The organism is Nocardioides sp. Z38_18, from assembly GCF_058215695.1.
On sequence record NZ_JBZAJE010000001.1, the window covers coordinates 2,191,229 to 2,210,283 of the forward strand.

A 19,055-nucleotide genomic window follows, 5' to 3' on the forward strand; every position below is an offset into this window, starting at 1 on the left:
CCGGCGTTTCTATTCGCTGCTGCGCGAGAAGGCGTTCATGACCCGACTCTGGCTGTACCGACTACCGCCGCCGTCACGTGTTTCTATTCGCTGCTGCGCGAGAAGGCGTTCATGACGAGATCTGGATCGACGAAGACGGGGCTGACGACAGCTGTTTCTATTCGCTGCTGCGCGAGAAGGCGTTCATGACCCTTACCGGGTTTCCGGGCCGCTGACCTGCATCTTTGCACACCATTTCCACACCCTGGCTTGCGGAAGCATGGAATTCGGCGTTCTGACGGTTCGTGAAGTGACATTTGCGCAGGTCAGGACCACTGCACACCCGAGGGGAATGTACTGACTGGCCGCCCCACTCAGGACAGGGCGGGGTTGCTGGGGTCTGCTGCACGAACGGGTGACAGGTCACGATGTCGCCTATCCGTGCAGCAGTTCCTTCCGCGCGGCGATGGGCCTCAGACTGGCGTCTCCGCGTTCATCGATCCGACGCTGAACAAATTCGGGTCCGCCGCTTCCCAAGATTGCCCACCCAGAGAAGCGGGCCGACCACCGCCATCCAAGTGAACTTCGCTGCGTTCCAGAAGAACAAGATGACCAGCAAGTTGACCCAGCCCGGCCCTCCGTTCACGACGATGGTCGCGCAGACGCTTGTGGCGTACAGGTAGATGAACAGCGCTGCAAGGGCAGCTGGCAGGGCCCACTTGAGCCCGCGGGGGCTGCGGAGCAGGTCGAGGGCGATGTTGGTGAGCATGGAACAACGCAGGTAGCCCCGGACAGCTGTGCTGATATTCCAGATCAGAGTCAGCATGACGCCTCCTTCGAGTCGACTCACTCGACGAATACGCCCGACCCGACGGCGCCGCGTCTCCACTGCCTGGGGTTGTGCATAACTCACCGAGGAGGCAGAACTGTGGACTCGACAGCTACCGCAGCACAGGTCCCTTCGCTGCCATGGCCTGGAACGGGGCCGAACACTCGCCGCCTCGTCAGCGATCGCTCGCGCACGTCGGACTGCCTGCTGGGCACGGCCAGCGTCTAGCTTCTGGGCGGCGGTGCACTGTCCGCCCCCGAACGCGGTGCGTGGGTCGACCCCGTAGCGGTCTCGGTAAGCGGCGACCGTCCTGACTTCATGGATCCAACGCGTTCGCAGATGTCGACTGGTGGGCGGTTTACCAAGTCTCCTGAGCCACGGATCATCGCGCTCGATGGCTACCTCGGCCTGAGCGAGCGCCCGCGCTTCGATGAGGCGTTCACGCTGCGCGAGTGCCGCGGCCATCTCCTGGCTCATTGGGCCGGCGGCCGCCGGGACCAGACCAGCTATCAGATTGGCCCCGTCTCGACTGGTGCCGCGCTTTGGTCGACTGGCCTCATGACGGAGTCGGCTGATCAGCACCGCGCCGACATCCTCGGCGTCGTCCAAGGAGTGGCGCGTGACGATTCTGGGCAGCAGAGAGTCCACGTCGTGGTGGTTGGCCTCGGCTCGGCGGAGCTCGGCGGTCAGCGGTCCGAATGAGTCGGAGGCGAGCACGAGTTCGAGCTGCTCCTCTGTCAAGCCGCATGTCTGCAGGAGCCTGGTAGAGCGGTCGCGCTGGGCGACGGCTGCGATGGTCTCGTACTCGGCTGCGACTTGTGCGATCGATGACCAGCGGTCCTGCTCGGCATGGATCATCTGGTGGGCCGACATTTCCGCTCCGGAGTGCTGGAGTACGCCGAAGAGGACCGTTCGTGCGTTGACCTCTTCCGGTTCGGGAGCGGCGTGACTGTCGTGTGGTTTGTCGAGGGCAACGTAGGCGATGTTGGAGTCGCGCCCGCGGGTCATCGAGACGTAGAAGTTCTCGCGAGTGGTGCTCGCCGAGGCGACGACGTGGGAGGTGTCGACGGTGATGCCCTGGGCGCGGTGAGCTGTGACGGCGTAGCCGAGATCGACGTGCTCGGCGACATACGTCGCTGGGAGGGTGACCGCTCCCCCGTTGTCTGAACCCACCGGTCCGACGCGCACCGAGCCGTCCCGGTTGACCTCGATGACTCGCCATCGGTCGCCGTTGCGGACCCAGCCGCCGCGCATGGTGTGAAGTCGGCGGTCATTGCTTCGGGTGATGATGATGTCGCCCTCGGATGCCTGTGTGCCGTCGGCCAGGTGCACTTCTCGACCGGCAATCGTGTCACCGTTGAGGAGTCGCTCGGCGCGGGCCCGCTGGTTCAGTTCAATGACTGACTGGGTCGCTTCGGTGACGAGAACGCTTGCCCGTCCGGCGCCAGTATCGGAGCGCCAAGCGGCGTACGCGGCGTCGAGCATTTCAGCGGTGCGCCCCTCCCTGACTCGTTCGTGCTCGATGTACTCACCGATCACTTCCGCGCGACCGAAGCGCAGGTCGAGGGAGGCACTCTTCTCCCACTCGTTGCTGAACCGATGAATCTCGGCCAGCTCCGGGGTGTCAGGACGGGTCGAGGCCAGGAGCGTGAAGGCGCCCCCCGCTTCGACGGACTGGAGTTGCGCCCAGTCGCCCACGAGCAGCACCTTCGCCCCAGCTCCGGCGGCCAGAGCGGTGAGGCGGTCAAGCGTCAGCGTCCCGGCGAGGGTTGCTTCGTCGATGATCACCAGTTGACCCGCGCGGAAGGTCGTCCGGCCTCGGTCGTAGTCGTGGAGCCATTTGGCTGTGTTCTCGCAGTCGATGCCGAGGTCGTCGGCGAGCACCTGGGCGGCGGCCGTACTCGGTGCGAGACCGACCACGCTGCCCTCACCATGCTCCCGTGCCCACGCGTGGCGCAGTGCGCGCATCGCTGTGGTCTTGCCTGCCCCGCCGGGCCGACGAGAAGGTCGACCTGACGTCCGGACCCGGCGATCCGGGCGAGGATCGCGGCTTGCTCACTGCTGAGGAGGCCGCCGCGCTCTTCCTTTCGAACGACGCGATCGATGACCTGGGAGTCCACGATGGGGGCACTGGTGTCCGCGGATCTCTGAAGAAGGCGATCCTCGGCCGCAAGGAGTTCCTCCGAGGTGAAGACCACCGAGTGACGCGGCCGGAAGGCCGTAGTGCCGTCTTCGCGCTGGAAGACCTCGGGGCTCATTGCCAGTTCTGGCGGTGTCAGCCTGAGCGATCGTTCCTCGGCTGCCCCGACGATCATGCCAACGACCGCCTCGCGATCCTGAACGGTCGCAAATCGCCACCCCATCGTCTGCCGGCACGCTTCAGCCCACAGGTTCCAATGCCGCCACGTCGCCCGCTTCTCGCTGACAGCTCCGACGACCGTCGATGCGACGGCGCTGACCACGTCGAGTGGGATGTCGTCGGCGCGGAGCCTGGGGCGAGCAGCGCCCCTCGTGACCAGCCGCCGCGTCCACGAGGCCGCGTCCATGCCAAGGATCTTGTCCGCGCGTCCTCGCCACTCGTCAGTCAGGTCAGCCAGTGACCGGATCCGCTTCTCCGGCCGAGTCGTCAGCGTGGCCATGGCACGCAGACGGATCACCTCGGCAGCGGACGGGCGCCGCCCGCGCCGGTCGACGTACGCCTCGACCAAGCGGTCCGTCTCCCCCTCGATCTCACTGTGATCGGCTGGAGAACTCCTGAATCAATCCCTCGCTCACCGGGGCCAGCTCCCAGGCCGCGTTGTGGTTCTTGCCGCGGTCTCTCTGTTCCCACTCGATCCCGAAGGTTCGCGTGATGCGGTCGGCGAGGACAGCGTTGTAGTGCTCCGAGATCGCGACGACGGCGGCGTGCAGAGGTCCTCCGTCCCGGCTTCGCCAATGTCCGTCCTGCACGGTGAGGACCTTGTTGGAAATCACGACGTGGGTGTGGAGTTGTGGGTCTCCCATCCTCGAGTCCCAGTGGTCGAAGGCCGTCGCGATGATCCCGACGATGTCGGCTTGCGCGACGGCACCATCACCGGCATCGACACCGCGCCGCGTCGTTGCGACTTTGCGCTCGAGAAAGGCGACCACTTCGTTGACTGCCTGATGGTGGGCATCGAGGAGTCTCGCCTGGGTGCCGGCGTCAGCGACGCCCCACAACGCGGAGACCGACTTCGGGACGCTGAAGGTGAAGTCATAGCCGGCCACAGCGTGCCTGCTGCCGGCTGGGACTTCTTCTGCGTCGATCTGTGCGATCGCCGCGGCTCGCTGCTCGTCGGTCAGGTTGGCGCTCAGGTCGTGGTGCTACCCCGATTCGCAGCCGAACTGCTCCGCGAGCGCCAGCAGTTTGCGACGGCCAATGAGAACGACGCCGTCTTCGCCACCCGCAACGGCACCTGGCACCAGGTCGTCAACATCGAGCGGCGATGGCGGCAGATCCGCCAGGACACCGGGTATGCGTGGGTGACCCCGCACACCTTCCGCAAGACGGTGGCGACGCTGATCTCCGATGCAACGACCTCCGAGCTCGCCTCCCGCCAGCTCGGCCACTCCTCGAGCCAGGTCACCCGGGACCACTACATCGCCAAGCCGCCGGTCTCAGCCGACCTCTCCGAGCTCCTCGAGCGACTCGCTGAGAGCGACTATCCGTAGCCCGCGAATTCGTTTACGACTAGTAAACGACCATTCTGCGGTTCCACGTCAAAACAGAAACCGCCTCCGATCTGCGTTTCCGCAGGTCAGAGGCGGTTTTTCGGTCGGGCTGACAGGATTTGAACCTGCGACCCCTTGACCCCCAGTCAAGTGCGCTACCAAGCTGCGCCACAGCCCGAAAGCCTCGATCAACCCGGTGTTCTGGTCGATTGGCGAGGCGAATGGAACCTTACCCCAGCCCCTGCGTCGTCCCCGAATCGGGCTGGTCGCCCCCGTTCCCACGGCCCCAACTTCGCAAGGCTTGTGGACGCCCACCGGCCGGTCCAGGCCTTGATGAGCGTCCATAACCCCGATTTACATGGGGAGGCCGGACCTAGCGCTTGCGCTTCTCCCGCGGACGCACCTCGAGCTGGATCGGCGTACCGATGAAGCCGAACTCCTCGCGCAGGCGGCGCTCGATGAAGCGCTCGTAGCCGGCGTCGAGCTTTCCGCTGGTGAACAGCACGAAGATCGGCGGGGCGGTGGTGGCCTGGGTGCCGAACAGGACCTTCGGCTGCTTGCCGCTGCGCACCGGGTGCGGGTGCTCGGCGACCAGGCGGCCCAGGAAGGAGTTGAGCTGGCCGGTGGTGACCCGGGTCTCCCAGCCCTCCAGGGCCTTCTCCAGCGCCGGCACGATCCGGTCGATGTGCCAGCCGGTGCGGGCCGTCACGTTGATCCGTGGCGCCCACTGCACCTGCACCAGGTCGCGCTCCACCTCGCGGTCGAGGTAGTAACGGCGCTCCTCGTCGACGAGGTCCCACTTGTTGAACGCGATCACCAGCGCGCGGCCGGAGTCGCGCACCGTCTGGATGATCCGCATGTCCTGCTCGGAGACCGACTGGGAGCCGTCGATCACCAGGATGCAGACCTCGGCGCGCTCGATGGCGGTCTCGGTGCGCAGCGAGGCGTAGTACTCGTGCCCCGACGCGGTCTTCACCCGCTTGCGGATGCCGGCGGTGTCGATGAACCGCCAGGTCCTGCCGCCGAGCTCGATCAGCTCGTCGACCGGGTCGACGGTGGTGCCGGAGGCGTCGTCGACGACCACGCGGTTCTCCCCCGCCAGCTTGTTCAGCAGCGAGGACTTGCCGACGTTGGGGCGTCCGATGATCGCGATCCGGCGCGGCCCGCCAACCGGCTCGAAGGACTCCTGCGGGGTCTCCGGCAGGGCCTCCAGCACCGCGTCGAGCAGGTCGCCGGAGCCCCGGCCGTGCAGTGCGGATACCGGGATCGGCTCACCGAGCCCGAGGTTCCACAGCCCGTAGGCCTCGGCCTCGGCCCGCTGGTCGTCCACCTTGTTCGCTGCGAGTACGACGGGCTTGCCCGACTTGCGCAGGATCCGGACCACGGCCTCGTCGTGGTCGGTCACCCCCACCCCGGCGTCCACGACGAACATCACCGCGTCGGCGATGTTCACCGCGATCTCGGCCTGGGCGCGGATGCTCTCGGCCAGCCCCTTGGCATCGGGGTCCCAGCCACCGGTGTCCACGACGGTGAACGCGCGGCCGTTCCAGTGCGCGTCGTAGGAGACACGGTCGCGGGTGACGCCGGGCTTGTCCTCGACCACCGCCTCCCGCCGGCCGATGATGCGGTTGACCAGCGTCGACTTGCCCACGTTGGGGCGGCCGACGACGGCCAGGATCGGGACCCGCACGTCGGCGGACTCGGTGGTGTCGATGTCGTTGCTCATGCCTTCTTCTTCTCACGCTTGGGACCCAGCGGACCGGGCAAGGTCATGCCGGTCCTCTCCTGGGCCTCTCGGATGGTCTGGAGGATCGCCGAGGTCACGGCTTGCGCCGCCTCGGCAACCTGGTGCTGGGTGCGCGGCCACGGGCTCTTCGGCAGGTGGACCGGCTCCCCGAAGGTCATCGCGATCCTGGTGCCGCGCGGCGGGATGGACCCGTCCGCGCCGCCGGGCACCCGCGTGCCGAGGAAGGACACCGGGACCACGGGGGCTCCGGTGACCAGCGCCAGGTAGGCGGCTCCGGCACGCGGGGAGGTCATGTCCCCCGGGCCGCGGGTGCCCTCGGGGAACACCCCGACGGCCCGCCCTGCCTGGAGCGTCCGGACCGCGCTGCGGATCGCCGCCACGTCGACCCGGAACCGGTCCAGCGGGATCTGTCCCGCGGCCAGCAGGAACTCTCCGAGGCCACGCCGGTCGAACATCTCCTGCTTGGTCAGTGCGTGCACTGGCCGCGGTGTGAAGATCGCCAGCAGCGGACCGTCGATCCAGCCCACGTGGTTGGCCGCCATCACGAGCGGTCCGGTCGAGGGCACCCGGTCGGCGCCGTACAGCTCGACGTCGTACCACGCCCGCAGCAGCCGCTGCGCGACCGGACGACCGCCGCGGAGCAGTCCCGTGCGCGGGGCCGGCACCCCGATGGTCGAGGGCAGCTCTCCACCGGCGATGGGGAGAGCCTGGCTCATGACCGGCTCATCCCGGCGCCCCCGAGGACGCTGAGGACCGGGTGGGTTCGACGGGAGCCGCGACGGCCTGCCCGATGATGTCGACGACCTGCTCGACGACCTCGTCGAGGGTGTACGGCGTGGTGTCGAGGTGGATGGCACCGTCGGGCATCAGCAGCGGCGCAGCGGCGCGGCCGCTGTCGATCGCGTCGCGGCGGAGCAGGTCGGCCTGGGTCGCCTCGACGGTCCCGGCGCCGTTCTCCGCCGTACGGCGGGCCGCGCGGGCTGCCGGGTCAGCGGTGAGGAACAGCTTCACCGTCGCGTCGGGGGCCACCACGGAGCCGATGTCCCGGCCCTCCACGACGATCCCGCCGGCACCGATGATCGAGCGCTGCAGCTCCAGGAGGCGCTGGCGAACCTGCGGCACCGAGGCGACCGCGCTGACGTGGTCGGTGATCTCCTGGGAGCGGATCCTGATGGCGACGTCGTCGCCGTCCACGGTGATCGTGGGGTCCTGCGGGTCGGTGCCGGAGACGAGCTCGGGTTCGCCGGAGCGGGCCGCGATGGAGTCCGGGTCCTGGAGGTCGACGGCGTGCTGGAGCATCCAGGCGGTCATCGCGCGGAACTGGGCGCCGGTGTCGAGGTAGCGCAGGCCGAGGCGCGTCGCGACGCCACGAGCAGTGCTGGACTTGCCCGACCCGGAGGGGCCGTCCATCGCCACGACGACGCTGCTGATCCCAGTGGTGGATCCGGTGATGGACACTGCGCTGAACTCCCGCTGTCTCGAGTCCCCCGGCGGGGGCGTTGCTGCAAACCTCAACCTTACCGGTGAGTGACCCATTCCCTGGTCTCGAGCGAGGCGCGGAGCGACTCCGCCGCTGTGTCCTGCACCACCAGCTCCACCAGGCCGACCGGTCGGCCGGGGTCGTGGTCGATGTGCAGGTCCTCGATGTTGACCCCGATGTCGCCCACGTCGGCGAACAGCCGGGAGAGCTCTCCGGGGTGGTCGGGCACCGAGACGAACACCGAGGCGGTGCGGAGCAGCGGACCACCGTGCTTGCCCGGGATCGCGCGGGTGCCTGCGACACCGCGGGTGAGGATCTCCCCGAGCTGGTCGGGGTCGTCGGAGGCGAGCACCTCCACGAGACGACCCAGCTCCCCCTGCACGTCGCGCAGGATCTCCCCCACGGCGGCGTGGTTGGCGCGCAGGATCTGGCTCCACAGGTCGGGGTCGCCGCCCGCGATCCGGGTGACGTCGCGCACGCCTTGACCCGACAGCGAGAGGTGCTCGGGCTCGGCCTCGGCGAGCTGCCCGGCGGTGAGTACGGCGAGCAGGTGCGGCAGGTGGGAGGTGCGTGCGACGGCACGGTCGTGCTCGACAGGGGAGAGCCGGACCGGCTCCGCACGACACAGCACGGCCAGGGACTCCACCAGTGCCACCGCGTCGGGCGAGGAGTGGACGTGCGGGGTGATCGCCCACGGCCGGCCGTCGAACAGGGCAGCCGTCGCGGCCAGCGGTCCGGAGCGTTCGCTGCCGGCCATCGGGTGACTGCCCACGTAGCGCGCCAGCAGGTCCTCCCCGACGTGGTCGGCGATCTGGGCCAGCGGCAGGCTCTTCACGCTGCCGACGTCGGTGACGACGCCGCCGCGTTCGAGCGCCTCGACCACCGAAGACGCGATGTGGTCAGGAGGTACGGCGACGACGGTGAGCTGGGCCACCCCGGCTGCGGGCGCGGGGATGCCCGCGCCCAGGCCGCTCGCCGTGCGCACGTGCTCGCGGTTGGCGTCGCTGAGCCACACCTCGAGCCCGGCCCCGGCCGCGGCCAGGCCGACCGAGGTCCCCAGCAGGCCGGCGCCGACGACGTGGACCGGACCGACCAGCCGTTCGAGAGCCTGACCGGGCTCAGCCATGCCGATCGCTGGTCCGGTCAGGCATCCGGGACCTCGCGAACCCGGTTCAGGTCGCGTCGCAGCGCGGCGGCACCGTGCAGGTAGACGTGGGTGACGTCCTTGCGGGAGAGGTCGGTCTCGACGTGCGCCATCATCCGCACGACGCGGGGCATCGATCCCTCGATCTCCAGCTCGCGGGCGCAGATCAGGGGTACGTCGTCGAAGCCCAGCTGCCGGGCGGCGTACGCCGGGAACTCGGAGTGGAGGTCGGAGGTGGCGGTGAAGATGATGCTGACGAAGTCCTCGAGCTCCAGGGAGTTCGAGGTCATCACGTCCCGGACCATCTCGGCGACCCGGTCGAGCATGTGGTCGCGGGTGTCGGTCTCGAGCTGGGTGGCACCACGCACGGCGCGGACGGACACGGCTCCTCCTGGGCTGGGGGTTCGTCGGCGGAGGTCAGTATGCCGCCTGCAGCAGCCTATCGTCGCGGGCTGAGGACCTCGGGCTCGGTCTTCTCGCGGACCTCGTCCTCGGTGACTCCGGGGGCGAGCTCCACGAGCTCGAGACCGTTCTCGGTGACGTCGAGGACACACAGATCGGTGATGATCCGCTCCACCACACCACGACCGGTGTAGGGCAGCGAGCACTCCTCGACGATCTTGTAGGACCCGTCCTTGGCGTTGTGCTCCATCAACACGATCACCCGCTTGGCGCCATGGACCAGGTCCATCGCACCACCCATGCCCTTGACCATCTTCCCCGGGATCATCCAGTTCGCGATGTCACCGGTCCTGGAGACCTGCATCGCCCCCAGGATCGCCGCATCGATCTTCCCGCCCCGGATCATCCCGAAGCTGGTCGCGGAGTCGAAGAACGAGGCACCCGGACGCAACGTGACCGTCTCCTTGCCCGCGTTGATCAGGTCGGCGTCCTCCTCACCCCCGACGGGGTAGGCGCCGGTGCCGAGGCTGCCCGCGCCGCCATCTCCTCACGACTCCACGCCATCGTCAGTTGCCTCCCTTGGTCTCGACAGGCTCGACCGACGAACGGGGTCGCACCGTGCGCTTCTCGATCCGCTTGTCCGCGGCCTGCTCCGGGGTCAGCTCGACCACCCGCTGCACGAAGACACCCGGGGTGTGCACCTCGTTGGGATCCAGCTCACCGGGCTCCACCAGGTGCTCGACCTCGGCGATCGTCAACCGCCCGCACATCGCGGCGAGCGGGTTGAAGTTGATCCGGCCGGTTGTCTGAATCCGTCACCTCGAGGGCCGGGCGCTGTCGGCACGCGCTAGTGCTTCGGCGCCGCGACCGTTCTTGACTGAGCGCACCGACGATGCGGTCGGCCCCTACTCACACTCAAGGAGCGCACCGATGCGACTCGGATACTTCTCCATGCCCCTGCACCCCGAGGGCAGGACCTGGGCCGAAACCCTGCGCGAGGACCGCGAGGCGGTGATCCTCGCCGACCAGCTCGGCTTCCACGACGCGTTCATCGGTGAGCACCTCACGGACCGGCACGAGAACATCACCAACAGCCTGCTGTTCCTGGCGACCCTGATCCACTCGACCGAGCAGATCCGCCTGGGCACCGGCACCACGAACCTCTCGCACATGCACCCGGCGCTCGTCGCGGTCAACTCCGCGATGTTCGACCACCTCGCCGACGGCCGGTTCATCCTGGGCGTCAGCCCCGGGGCGCTGTCCTCCGACGCCGAGCTGCTCGGCATCCTCGACAAGGACCGCAACAAGATGTTCGGCGACGCCATCGACATCATCACCGGGCTCTGGGAGACCGAGGCGCCCTACGACCTCGGTGGCGGGGACAACCAGTTCACGGTCACCACGGCCTCGACGATCAACCGGGACCTCGGCGTCGGCATGATCGGCCGCCCGCTCCAGCAGCCCCGCCCGGAGATCGTCGGCACCGTGGTGGCGCCGTTCTCCAAGGGCGTCATCGCGATGGGTGCCAAGGACTTCCACCCGCTGTCGGCCAACTTCCTGCTGCCGCAGTGGGTCGCCACCCACTGGGGGAACTACGTCCAGGGCAAGGAGTCGGTGGGACAGGTCGCCGACATCGCCGACTGGCGCGTGGCCCGGACCGTCTTCGTGGCCGACGACGAGGAGACCGCCCGTGCCTACGGCCGCGACGACGAGGCCAGCCCCTACCGGTTCTACTACAGCCAGATGCTCACCAAGATGCGGATGCTCGGCCGGCTGGAGCTGTTCAAGTCCTACCGCGAGCAGCCCGACGAGGAGATCACCCTCGACTACGTGATGGACAAGCTGGTCATCCACGGCACCGCGGAGAGCGTGGCCGAGCAGATCCTCGAGTTCCAGGCCGAGACCGGTCCCTTCGGCGAGCTGGTGTACGCCGGCCTCGACTGGGCCGACGAGAAGCTCGGCCGCCGCTCCATGGAGCTGATGGCCACCGAGGTCATGCCGCGGGTGAACAAGGCCGAGGCATGAGCTCGCCGCGACGACCCGGCATCGCCGGGGACCACGGATGAGCGTCTCGCTCACGCAGGTCTCCAGCGGCCGCGGCCCGAGCCTCGCGCTCCTGCACCCGCTGGGCGCCGACTCCCGGTTCTGGGGGCCGCTGCTCAGCGGGTTCGAGGGCCGCGAGGTCTGGACGATGGACCTCGGGGGTCATGGCGACTCGGCAGTTCCGGAGGCGGCGTACTCACTGGCGGCGCTGTCGGAGACCGTCGCCCGCACCATCGACGACGAGGTGCTGGGCGACGGGGACGGAACGGTGGCGCTGTTCGGCGTCTCCTACGGCGGGATCGTGGCGCAGCACGTGGCGGCCCTGCGGCCCGAGGTGGTCACGCACGTCGTGCTCGCCGACACCGTGATGACCTACCCCGAGCCCATGCGGGAGATGTGGACCGAGCGCGCTGCCACGGTGCGCGCGCACGGCACCGCGGCGATCGCAGCGGCCACCATCGACATGTGGTTCAGCCCTGACGCGGTGGCCCGGCGCCCCGAGCTGCGGGCGGACTGCCTGACGATGCTCGCAGCGACGCAGGCGGAGGCCTACGCGCGGGCGTGCGAGGCGCTCCGGGGTGCGGACACCACTGCTGCCCTGCCGGGCGTGCGCGCCTCCACGCTGGTGATCTGCGGCGAGGACGACAAGCCCCCCTTCGTCTCAGCGGCCACCGAGCTGGCCGAGCTCCTCCCCGGCCCCGGCAAGGTCGCCTGGCTCGACGGCGCCCGGCACGCGGCCGTCATCGAGCAGCCGGGCAGAACGGTCTCGCTCGTCTCGGAGCACCTCGACGGCTCTGCCTGAGCGCCGCCGCGGCGACGTGGCTGCCGTGCCGATAGGACACCTCCAGCGTCTCGCGCAGGCGCGCGTTCTCATCGGTGTCCTCGGCCAGGGAGTTCAGCTCGTCCCTGACGAAGCGTGCCGCCAGCTCGGGTCGCGCAGCAGCAGGATCTCCGGTGCCACCTCGGGCCATCAGCGTGGCGTGGTGGCCGCGCAGCAGTTCCACGAGTTCGCCGCCGGTGCGCGGCACCAGGGTGGCCAGCTGGTGCTCGGAGACGAGCCGGTAGGTCGCGGCGATGTCGTGCGCGTCTTGGGGCCGATCGTGGAGCTGCAGGCCCTCGACCGCGATCTGCCGGGCAGCGATCGTAGCCATGAAATGCGCCGGACGCAGCGTACGCAGGGTTTATTGCGGGTCGGAGGCAGCGGGTTGGCCGGTGATCCCTCGGCCGGTCCCTGCTCGACTGGACCAGCGGGGTACGCGTGCGGGACTTGCCCGGCAGGACCGTCGCAGGAAACGGGACACACCCAGTCAGAGACCCGCCGCGTCGAGCAGCGTGCCGATCTCTCGCTCGTCGAGCTCGCGCAGGCTCCCCTGGTTGATCCCGGCCAGCCGGACCGGGCCGATCTGGGTGCGGGTGAGGCGTCGTACGGGGTGACCGACGTGGTCCAGCAGCCGGCGCACGATCCGGTTGCGGCCCTCGTGGATGACCAGCTCGACCAGGGACCGCTCGCCGTGGGTGGAGCGGACCTTGGCTGCACTGACCTGCACCGGGCCGTCCTCCAGGGTGACCCCGTCGCGGAGCTGCTGCAGGGTCTCGCGCTTGACGATCCCCTCGACCTCGGCGACGTAGGTCTTGTCGACCTCGTACGACGGGTGCGCCATCCGGTGGGCGAAGTCGCCGTCGTTGGTGAGCAGGATCAGGCCCTCGGTGTCGGTGTCGAGGCGCCCGACGTGGAAGAGCCGCTCGGGCCGGTCGGCGACGTAGTCGCTCAGGGTGGGACGTCCCTCCGGGTCCGACATCGTGGAGACGACCCCGCGGGGCTTGTTCAGGACCAGGTAGACGTGGTCGGTGATCGGCGGCAGCCGGCGCCCGCGGACCCGCACCTTCGCGGTGCGCGGGTCGACCTTGGTGCCGAGTCGCGTGACGACCTCGCCGTCGACCTCGACCTCGCCGGCGAGCATCAGCTCCTCGCACTTGCGCCGCGACGCGACCCCGGACTGCGCCAGCAGCTTCTGCAGCCGGACCAGCCCCTCCTCGTCGGTCTCGATCTCCCTCATGCGTCCTCGTCGGGACGGGCGGCAGCGGTATCGGTCGAGCGGTCGCCGTCGGTCGAGCGGTCCTCGTCGGTCGAGCGGTCGCCGTCGGTCGAGCTTGTCGAGACCTCGGTTGCGTCGGAGGTGGTTTCGACAGGCTCAACCACCGATGGAGTCGGCTCAACCGCCGGGGTCGGGGCGACCACCGCAGCGGTCTCGTTCTCCTCGTCGAAGTCCTCCACGCCGGGGAGGAAGGGGGCGAGCTCGGGGAGCTCGTCGAGGGAGGTGACGCCGATGCGCTCGAGGAAGTAGCTCGAGGTGCGGTAGAGGTGGGCGCCGGTCTCCTGGTCGGTGCCGGCCTCCTCGAGGAGGCCGCGGTTGAGCAGGGTGCGCATCACGCCGTCGACGTTGACGCCACGGATCGCGGAGACGCGGCTGCGGCTGACGGGCTGCTTGTAGGCGACCACGGCGAGGGTCTCCAGGGCCGCTTGGGTCAGCCGGGCCTGCTGCCCCTCGAGCACGAACCGCTCCACGACCGGCGCGAAGTCCTCACGGGTGTAGTAGCGCCAGCCACCGGCGACGTTGCGCAGCTCGAAGCCACGACCGGACTCGTCGTACTCCGCGGCCAGGGCGTCCAGCGCCTCGGTGACCTTGACCACCGGGTAGCCGACCGCGCTCGCCAGCGTGCTCTCGTCGAGCGGCTGGTCCGCGACCATCAGCACCGCCTCCAGCGCGGGGCGCAGCTCCGCGAGAGGTACCTCCAGCGTCTCGGGCTCCTCGACGGTCTCGCTCGTCATGCATCCTCCTGGGACGTCGTGTCCGGCTCCTCGGGAGGAGCACCGTCGAACTCGTCGTTGATCTCGATCTCGGTGTCGTCGCTGCCGGTCCACCGGATGCTCAGCTCACCGAGCGGCGTCATCTGGTCGAACGAGACGACGCCCTCGCGGAACAGCTCCAGCAGCGCGAGGAACCGCGCCACCCTGGTCATCATGTCCGGCGCGTCGGCAGCCAGCGCCCGGAAGGTCATCGTCCCACTCCCCCGCAGCCGGCCCACCACCACGGTGGCCTGCTCGCGCACGCTGACCGCCGGAGCGTGGATGTGGCCGAGTCCGATCAGCTCCGGCTCGGGCTTGGGAGCCAGCGCACGAGCCGCCAGCGCGGCGAAGTCCTGCAGGCCCAGGCCGATCAGCACCTCGGGCAACAGCGTCGCGAAGCGTTCCTCGAGACCGACAGAGCGCGGGTGCCGCAGCGCCTCGGCGTTGATCCGGCGATCGAGGACGTCGGCGACCTGCTTGAAGGCGCGGTACTGCAGCAGTCGCGCGAACAGCAGGTCGCGGGCCTCGAGGAGCGCGAGGTCCTCCTCGTCCTCCACGTCGCCCTGGGGCAGCAGCCGGGCCGCCTTCAGGTCGAGCAGGGTGGAGGCGACGAGCAGGAACGAGGTCGTCTGGTCGAGGTCCCACTGGACCTTCTCGCCGGACTCGGTCGTGGTGCCGCCGGCCTTGATGTGGGCGATGAACTCGTCGGTGACCTTCGCCAGCGCCACCTCGGTGACGTCCATCTTGTGCTTGCTGATCAGGCTGAGCAGCAGGTCGAAAGGGCCCTCGAAGTTGTCGAGGCGTACGGCGAACCCGCCGGTGCCGGAGTCCGCCACCTGCCGGTTGCCCGCCCCCGGCTCGACAGCGACTCCTGTCATGCGCCGTTGAGCCGCTTCACCAGCACGCTGTCGTCGCCGTTGGCCTCGAGGTCCTCGAGCGCGATCGCGATCGCCTCACGGATCAGCCGGCCGCGGTCGACGCCGAGACCCTGGTGGCGACGCAGCGAGAGCCGCGCGTGCTCGAGGTCGAGCAGCTCGTCGGCGGTGACGTAGACCGTCATCTTCTCGTCGTGGCGCACCCGGCCGCTCGGCTTGCGCGCCGGGCTCTCGGGCGCCTTCTCCGGAGCGGCTGCCTCAGGTTCCTGGACCTGGTCCTGGGCCACCGGGGCGGCCTTCTGCTGGTCGGGGACCACGGACATCTCCCGGGGAGGGGTGTGGTGGTGGCGCCCGCGGAACAGCTCGTCGGCGGTGGGCAGGCTCACACGTCGAGACACCGGACCACGACCTCCTTGGCGAGCTGACGGTAGGACTCCGCTCCGGCCGAGGACGAGGCATAGCTGGTGATCGGCTCGCCGGCCACCGTGGAGTCGGAGAACTTGATGGTGCGGCGGATCACGGTGTGGAAGACCTTGTCGCCCCAGGCCTCGACGAGGCGCTGCATCACCTCGCGGCTGTGCAGGGTGCGGCCGTCGAACATCGTGCCGAGCACCCCGTCGACCTGCAGCTTGGGGTTGAGCCGCTCCTGGACCTTGTCGATCGTGGTCTTCAGCAGGGCCACACCGCGCAGCGCGAAGTACTCGCACTCCAGCGGGATGATCACCCCGTCGGAGGCGGTGAGCGCGTTCACGGTGAGCAGGCCGAGCGAGGGCTGGCAGTCGATCAGGATCACGTCGTACTGCTCGATCGCCGGCGCCAGCACCCGCTGCAGGGTCTGCTCGCGGCCGACCTCGTGGACCAGCTGCACCTCGGCGGCGGAGAGGTCGATGTTGGACGGGAGCAGGTCCATCCCGTCCACCCCGCTGGGGACCACGACGTCCTCGAGGGTGACATCACGCTGCATCAGCAGGTTGTAGATGGTCAGGTCCATCTGCTGCGGGTTCAGCCCGAGACCCACCGAGAGCGAGCCCTGGGGGTCGAAGTCGACGAGGAGGACCTTGCGGCCGAACTCCGCGAGCGAGGCTCCGAGGTTGATCGTGGTGGTGGTCTTGCCGACGCCACCCTTCTGGTTGCACATCGAGACCACCCGGGCGTGGCGCGGCAGGGTCACCGGGCGCGGGTCGGGGATCTCCGGCAGCGGGCGGCCGGTGGGGCCGAGGACGACCTCGGCGGGCGCCTCCGGCTCGTCGGTGGCGATGGTGGCGACGGCGTGGTCTCGACTGTCCGCTCGCTCCGCTCGCTGCTCGACCAGCTCGGCGGCCTGCGCGGAGGGCTCGGCGGCCTGCGCGGCGGGCTCGGTGGCCTGCTCGACCAGCCTTTCGGCCTGCGCGGCGGGCGCGGTGGCGCGGAACGCCAGCGGCTCGGAGGGCTCGGCCGGTTCGGCTGCGCGGGGCGGGGCTGGTGGTCGCATCAGCGGGGGCATCTCGGATGCCTCGCTACCGAAACGTGGTCCGAAACCGTCCGCACCGCTCATGTGTTGTCCTCTCGAAGTGGTGACGTGCCCGAGATCGACATCGCCACTGTTTGTCGACTTACCGCCAAGCCGCCCGCGCGACTCTATGCACCGCCACCGCGGTTGGCGAACCCATGACAACATCCTGCGAATCTGTGGACTCGATGTGGGTACCGCCGCGCCGTAGGTGCACAGGTTCTGCTAGTCCTGTGGACAAACCTGTGTATGACGGCCCCCCGGTGAAACCACGACGTCCGGTCCGGTCCGGCGCGGTGAGGGCACGGTGAAACTGCCGTGAAACCGGCCGGCCGCAGAGTCGACGGCATCGACGCCGTGGACCTCACCGTCCACCGCGGCGTCGAGCAGGCGGAGCGCAGGAGGTGCCGTGTGCACGACGGGGCTCACTCGAGGGCCCGCGGGTGGGCCGCGGCGTACACCTCGCGCAGGCTGTCGACCGTCACCAGGGTGTAGACCTGCGTGGTGGTCACCGAGGCGTGCCCGAGGAGCTCCTGGACGACCCGGACGTCGGCGCCGCCCTCGAGCAGGTGGGTGGCGAACGAGTGCCGCAGCGTGTGCGGGGAGACCTCAGCGGTGATCCCCGCCCTGTCCGCCGCCTTCACGATCACCGCCCAAGCACTCTGCCGCGAGAGCCGACCCCCGCGCGCGTTCAGGAACATCGCCCCCGCCCGCTCGCTACTGGTGGTTGAGCTTGTCGAAACCAGTTCCGGCCGCCCTCGCACCAGGTACGCCTGCACGGCGTCCCGGGCAAAGCTCCCCACCGGCACGATCCGCTCCTTGGAGCCCTTGCCGCGCAGCAGCACCGTGCTGCCGGCGGGGTCGTCGAGGTCGAGCTCGAGGTCGTCGACGTCGAGGCCCACCGCCTCGGAGATCCGCGCGCCGGTGCCGTAGAGGATCTCCAGGAGCGCGCGGTCGCGCATCGCCAGCGCCGTACCCGCTGCCCCGGCGGCGTCGAGCAGCTTCTCCACGTCGCCGAGCGAGATGGCCTTGGGCAGCCGCTTGGCCGGCGTCGGTGGCCGTACGCCGACCGACGGGTCCGTCACCGCGAGGCCGTCCTTGACCGCGAACTTGTGGAACCCGCGGACCGCCACCACCGAGCGTCCGGCGGAGGTCGCGCTCAGCGGGGGGTGCTCGCTGTCCCCCTCGCGCAGCGCCATCAGGAAGCCGCTCACGGTCTGCTCGCTGACCTGGTCGAGGTCGGTGACGCCGATGTGGTCGAGGTAGCCCAGGTAGCGGCGCAGGTCACGGCGGTAGGACTTCACCGAGTTCTCGGCAAGGCCGCGCTCGACCACGAGGTGGTCCAGGTAGGTCCGGACCGCCCTGACGATGGCGGAGCCCGCCGGCGCCGCGCTGCTGACCGAGGCCACCACCTAGTCGAGCACCTTGTCGAGGGAGACCGAGTCGAGCCCGTGCGCCTCGGCGACCGGCCCGTTGGTGACCTGGCCCTGGTGGGTGTTCAGGCCCAGTGCCAGGGACCGGTCGTCGCTGCACGCCTGCTTCCAGCCCTTGTTCGCCAGCGCGACGGTGTAGGGCAGCGTCGCGTTGGTGAGCGCGTAGGTCGAGGTGTTCGGCACCGCGCCCGGCATGTTGGCCACGCAGTAGAAGACCGAGTTGTGCACCGTGTAGGTCGGGTCGTCGTGGGTGGTCGGGTGCGTGTCCTCGAAGCAGCCGCCCTGGTCGACGGCGATGTCCACGAGCACCGAGCCCGGCTTCATCTCCGAGACCAGCTGGTTGCTCACCAGCTTGGGGGCCTTCGCGCCGGGGATCAGCACCGCGCCGATCACCAGGTCGGCCTCGCGCACGTGCTGCTGGATCGCCAGCTGCGAGGAGGCCAGGCCGTGCACCTTGTTGTCGTAGCGCCAGAACGACATCCGCAGCTTGTCCAGGTCGGTGTCGAGCATGGTCACGTCCGCGCCCATGCCCAGGGCGATGTTGGCGGCGTTCTGGCCCGAGACCCCGGCGCCGATCACGACGACCTTGGCGTTCGCGACGCCACCGACCCCGCCGAGCAGCACCCCGCGTCCGCCCTGCGCCTTGAGCAGCGCGTGTGCACCGACCTGCGGCGCGAGGCAGCCGGCCACCTCCGACATCGGGTAGAGCAGCGGCAGCGAGCCGGTCGGGGTCTGCACGGTCTCGTAGGCGATCGCGGTGACCTGGCGCTTGGTCAGCTCCTCGGTGAGCGGAAGGTCCGCGGCGAGGTGTAGGTAGGTGAACAGCACCAGCCCCTCGCGCATGCGGTGGTACTCCTCCGCGACGGGCTCCTTGACCTTGAGCACCATCTCGGCGTCGCCCCACACGTCGTCGGCGGAGTCGATGATCGTGGCGCCGGCCGAGACGTACGCCGAGTCGTCGATCGCCGAGCCGACCCCGGCATCCCTCTCGATGAGCACCTCGTGGCCGTGGGCGACCAGCTCGTGCACACCGATCGGTGTGATGGCAACGCGGTACTCGTGGTTCTTCACTTCCCTGGGCACGCCGATCCGCACG

Annotated in this window: 20 protein-coding genes, 1 tRNA gene and 1 pseudogene; 4 read left to right on the top strand and 18 right to left on the bottom strand. The window is 69.3% G+C overall.

Annotated features, from left to right (window positions below):
* Nucleotides 1-472: 472 nt before the first annotated feature.
* Nucleotides 473-2,776 (bottom strand): AAA family ATPase, encoded by a 2,304-nt coding sequence (locus tag AC4BGC_RS10585; RefSeq protein ID WP_490555592.1) that lies wholly within the window; start codon nt 2,774-2,776, stop codon nt 473-475.
* Between AC4BGC_RS10585 and AC4BGC_RS10590 the strand changes: the two genes are divergently transcribed.
* Nucleotides 2,767-3,408, top strand: coding sequence for a hypothetical protein (locus AC4BGC_RS10590; RefSeq protein WP_490555593.1), 642 nt, complete (start codon nt 2,767-2,769; stop codon nt 3,406-3,408). The genes AC4BGC_RS10585 and AC4BGC_RS10590 overlap by 10 nt on opposite strands.
* Nucleotides 3,409-3,538: 130 nt before the next feature.
* On the opposite strand, the gene mobF is transcribed toward AC4BGC_RS10590, so the two are convergent.
* Nucleotides 3,539-4,054, bottom strand: coding sequence for a MobF family relaxase (mobF, locus tag AC4BGC_RS10595; RefSeq protein ID WP_490555594.1), 516 nt, complete (start codon nt 4,052-4,054; stop codon nt 3,539-3,541).
* On the opposite strand from mobF, the gene AC4BGC_RS10600 reads away from it, so the two are divergent.
* Nucleotides 3,953-4,498 carry a tyrosine-type recombinase/integrase gene (locus AC4BGC_RS10600; protein ID WP_490555597.1) on the top strand — a complete coding sequence of 182 codons (546 nt, stop codon included), beginning with the start codon at nt 3,953-3,955 and terminating at the stop codon, nt 4,496-4,498. The genes mobF and AC4BGC_RS10600 overlap by 102 nt on opposite strands.
* Nucleotides 4,499-4,602: 104 nt before the next feature.
* Here the strand turns inward: AC4BGC_RS10600 and AC4BGC_RS10605 are convergent.
* The 8 genes and pseudogenes from AC4BGC_RS10605 to AC4BGC_RS10640 form a co-directional block, all read right to left on the bottom strand.
* Nucleotides 4,603-4,676, bottom strand: a tRNA-Pro gene (locus tag AC4BGC_RS10605).
* 195 nt (nt 4,677-4,871) lie between these two features.
* Nucleotides 4,872-6,224 carry a ribosome biogenesis GTPase Der gene (der, locus tag AC4BGC_RS10610; protein WP_490555598.1) on the bottom strand — a complete coding sequence of 451 codons (1,353 nt, stop codon included), beginning with the start codon at nt 6,222-6,224 and terminating at the stop codon, nt 4,872-4,874.
* Nucleotides 6,221-6,961, bottom strand: coding sequence for a lysophospholipid acyltransferase family protein (locus AC4BGC_RS10615; protein ID WP_490555599.1), 741 nt, complete (start codon nt 6,959-6,961; stop codon nt 6,221-6,223). The genes der and AC4BGC_RS10615 overlap by 4 nt, the downstream gene beginning before the upstream one ends.
* Before the next feature lie 7 nt (nt 6,962-6,968).
* Nucleotides 6,969-7,703: a (d)CMP kinase gene (gene cmk, locus AC4BGC_RS10620; RefSeq protein WP_490555600.1), complete on the bottom strand. Its 735-nt coding sequence runs from the start codon at nt 7,701-7,703 to the stop codon at nt 6,969-6,971.
* A gap of 59 nt (nt 7,704-7,762) precedes the next feature.
* Nucleotides 7,763-8,851, bottom strand: a complete 1,089-nt coding sequence (locus tag AC4BGC_RS10625; protein ID WP_490555602.1) for a prephenate dehydrogenase — start codon at nt 8,849-8,851, stop codon at nt 7,763-7,765.
* Between the two features lie 17 nt (nt 8,852-8,868).
* Nucleotides 8,869-9,252: a chorismate mutase gene (gene aroH / locus AC4BGC_RS10630; protein ID WP_490555603.1), complete on the bottom strand. Its 384-nt coding sequence runs from the start codon at nt 9,250-9,252 to the stop codon at nt 8,869-8,871.
* 56 nt (nt 9,253-9,308) lie between these two features.
* Nucleotides 9,309-9,803, bottom strand: a pseudogene (locus AC4BGC_RS10635) (CoA-transferase); the annotation flags it as partial.
* A 34-nt stretch (nt 9,804-9,837) separates the two neighbouring features.
* Complete coding sequence (locus AC4BGC_RS10640) at nt 9,838-10,083, bottom strand: CoA-transferase (protein ID WP_490555743.1); 246 nt, start codon at nt 10,081-10,083, stop codon at nt 9,838-9,840.
* A gap of 118 nt (nt 10,084-10,201) precedes the next feature.
* Here AC4BGC_RS10640 and AC4BGC_RS10645 point away from each other — a divergent pair, with 118 nt between their 5' ends.
* Both AC4BGC_RS10645 and AC4BGC_RS10650 read left to right on the top strand, forming a co-directional pair.
* Nucleotides 10,202-11,296 carry an LLM class flavin-dependent oxidoreductase gene (locus AC4BGC_RS10645; protein ID WP_490549028.1) on the top strand — a complete coding sequence of 365 codons (1,095 nt, stop codon included), beginning with the start codon at nt 10,202-10,204 and terminating at the stop codon, nt 11,294-11,296.
* Between the two features lie 37 nt (nt 11,297-11,333).
* Nucleotides 11,334-12,116 carry an alpha/beta fold hydrolase gene (locus tag AC4BGC_RS10650; RefSeq protein WP_490555605.1) on the top strand — a complete coding sequence of 261 codons (783 nt, stop codon included), beginning with the start codon at nt 11,334-11,336 and terminating at the stop codon, nt 12,114-12,116.
* Here the strand turns inward: AC4BGC_RS10650 and AC4BGC_RS10655 are convergent.
* The 8 genes from AC4BGC_RS10655 to ald form a co-directional block, all read right to left on the bottom strand.
* Nucleotides 12,055-12,465 carry a hypothetical protein gene (locus tag AC4BGC_RS10655; RefSeq protein ID WP_490555606.1) on the bottom strand — a complete coding sequence of 137 codons (411 nt, stop codon included), beginning with the start codon at nt 12,463-12,465 and terminating at the stop codon, nt 12,055-12,057. The genes AC4BGC_RS10650 and AC4BGC_RS10655 overlap by 62 nt on opposite strands.
* A 156-nt stretch (nt 12,466-12,621) precedes the next feature.
* Entirely contained in the window at nt 12,622-13,371 is a 750-nt protein-coding gene (locus tag AC4BGC_RS10660; protein ID WP_490549025.1) for a pseudouridine synthase, read from the bottom strand.
* The gene (scpB, locus tag AC4BGC_RS10665; RefSeq protein WP_490555607.1) at nt 13,368-14,144 is read right to left on the bottom strand and encodes an SMC-Scp complex subunit ScpB; all 777 of its coding nucleotides are present in this window, start codon (nt 14,142-14,144) and stop codon (nt 13,368-13,370) included. Before scpB ends, AC4BGC_RS10660 begins: the two co-directional genes overlap by 4 nt.
* Complete coding sequence (locus tag AC4BGC_RS10670; RefSeq protein WP_490549022.1) at nt 14,141-15,040, bottom strand: segregation and condensation protein A; 900 nt, start codon at nt 15,038-15,040, stop codon at nt 14,141-14,143. Before AC4BGC_RS10670 ends, scpB begins: the two co-directional genes overlap by 4 nt.
* Complete coding sequence (locus AC4BGC_RS10675) at nt 15,037-15,435, bottom strand: hypothetical protein (protein ID WP_490555608.1); 399 nt, start codon at nt 15,433-15,435, stop codon at nt 15,037-15,039. The genes AC4BGC_RS10670 and AC4BGC_RS10675 overlap by 4 nt, the downstream gene beginning before the upstream one ends.
* Nucleotides 15,420-16,520, bottom strand: coding sequence for a ParA family protein (locus tag AC4BGC_RS10680; protein ID WP_490555610.1), 1,101 nt, complete (start codon nt 16,518-16,520; stop codon nt 15,420-15,422). Before AC4BGC_RS10680 ends, AC4BGC_RS10675 begins: the two co-directional genes overlap by 16 nt.
* Before the next feature lie 431 nt (nt 16,521-16,951).
* Nucleotides 16,952-17,935, bottom strand: coding sequence for a site-specific tyrosine recombinase XerD (gene xerD, locus AC4BGC_RS10685; protein WP_490555611.1), 984 nt, complete (start codon nt 17,933-17,935; stop codon nt 16,952-16,954).
* A gap of 3 nt (nt 17,936-17,938) precedes the next feature.
* Complete coding sequence (ald, locus tag AC4BGC_RS10690; protein WP_490555612.1) at nt 17,939-19,054, bottom strand: alanine dehydrogenase; 1,116 nt, start codon at nt 19,052-19,054, stop codon at nt 17,939-17,941.
* Nucleotide 19,055 lies beyond the last annotated feature (1 nt).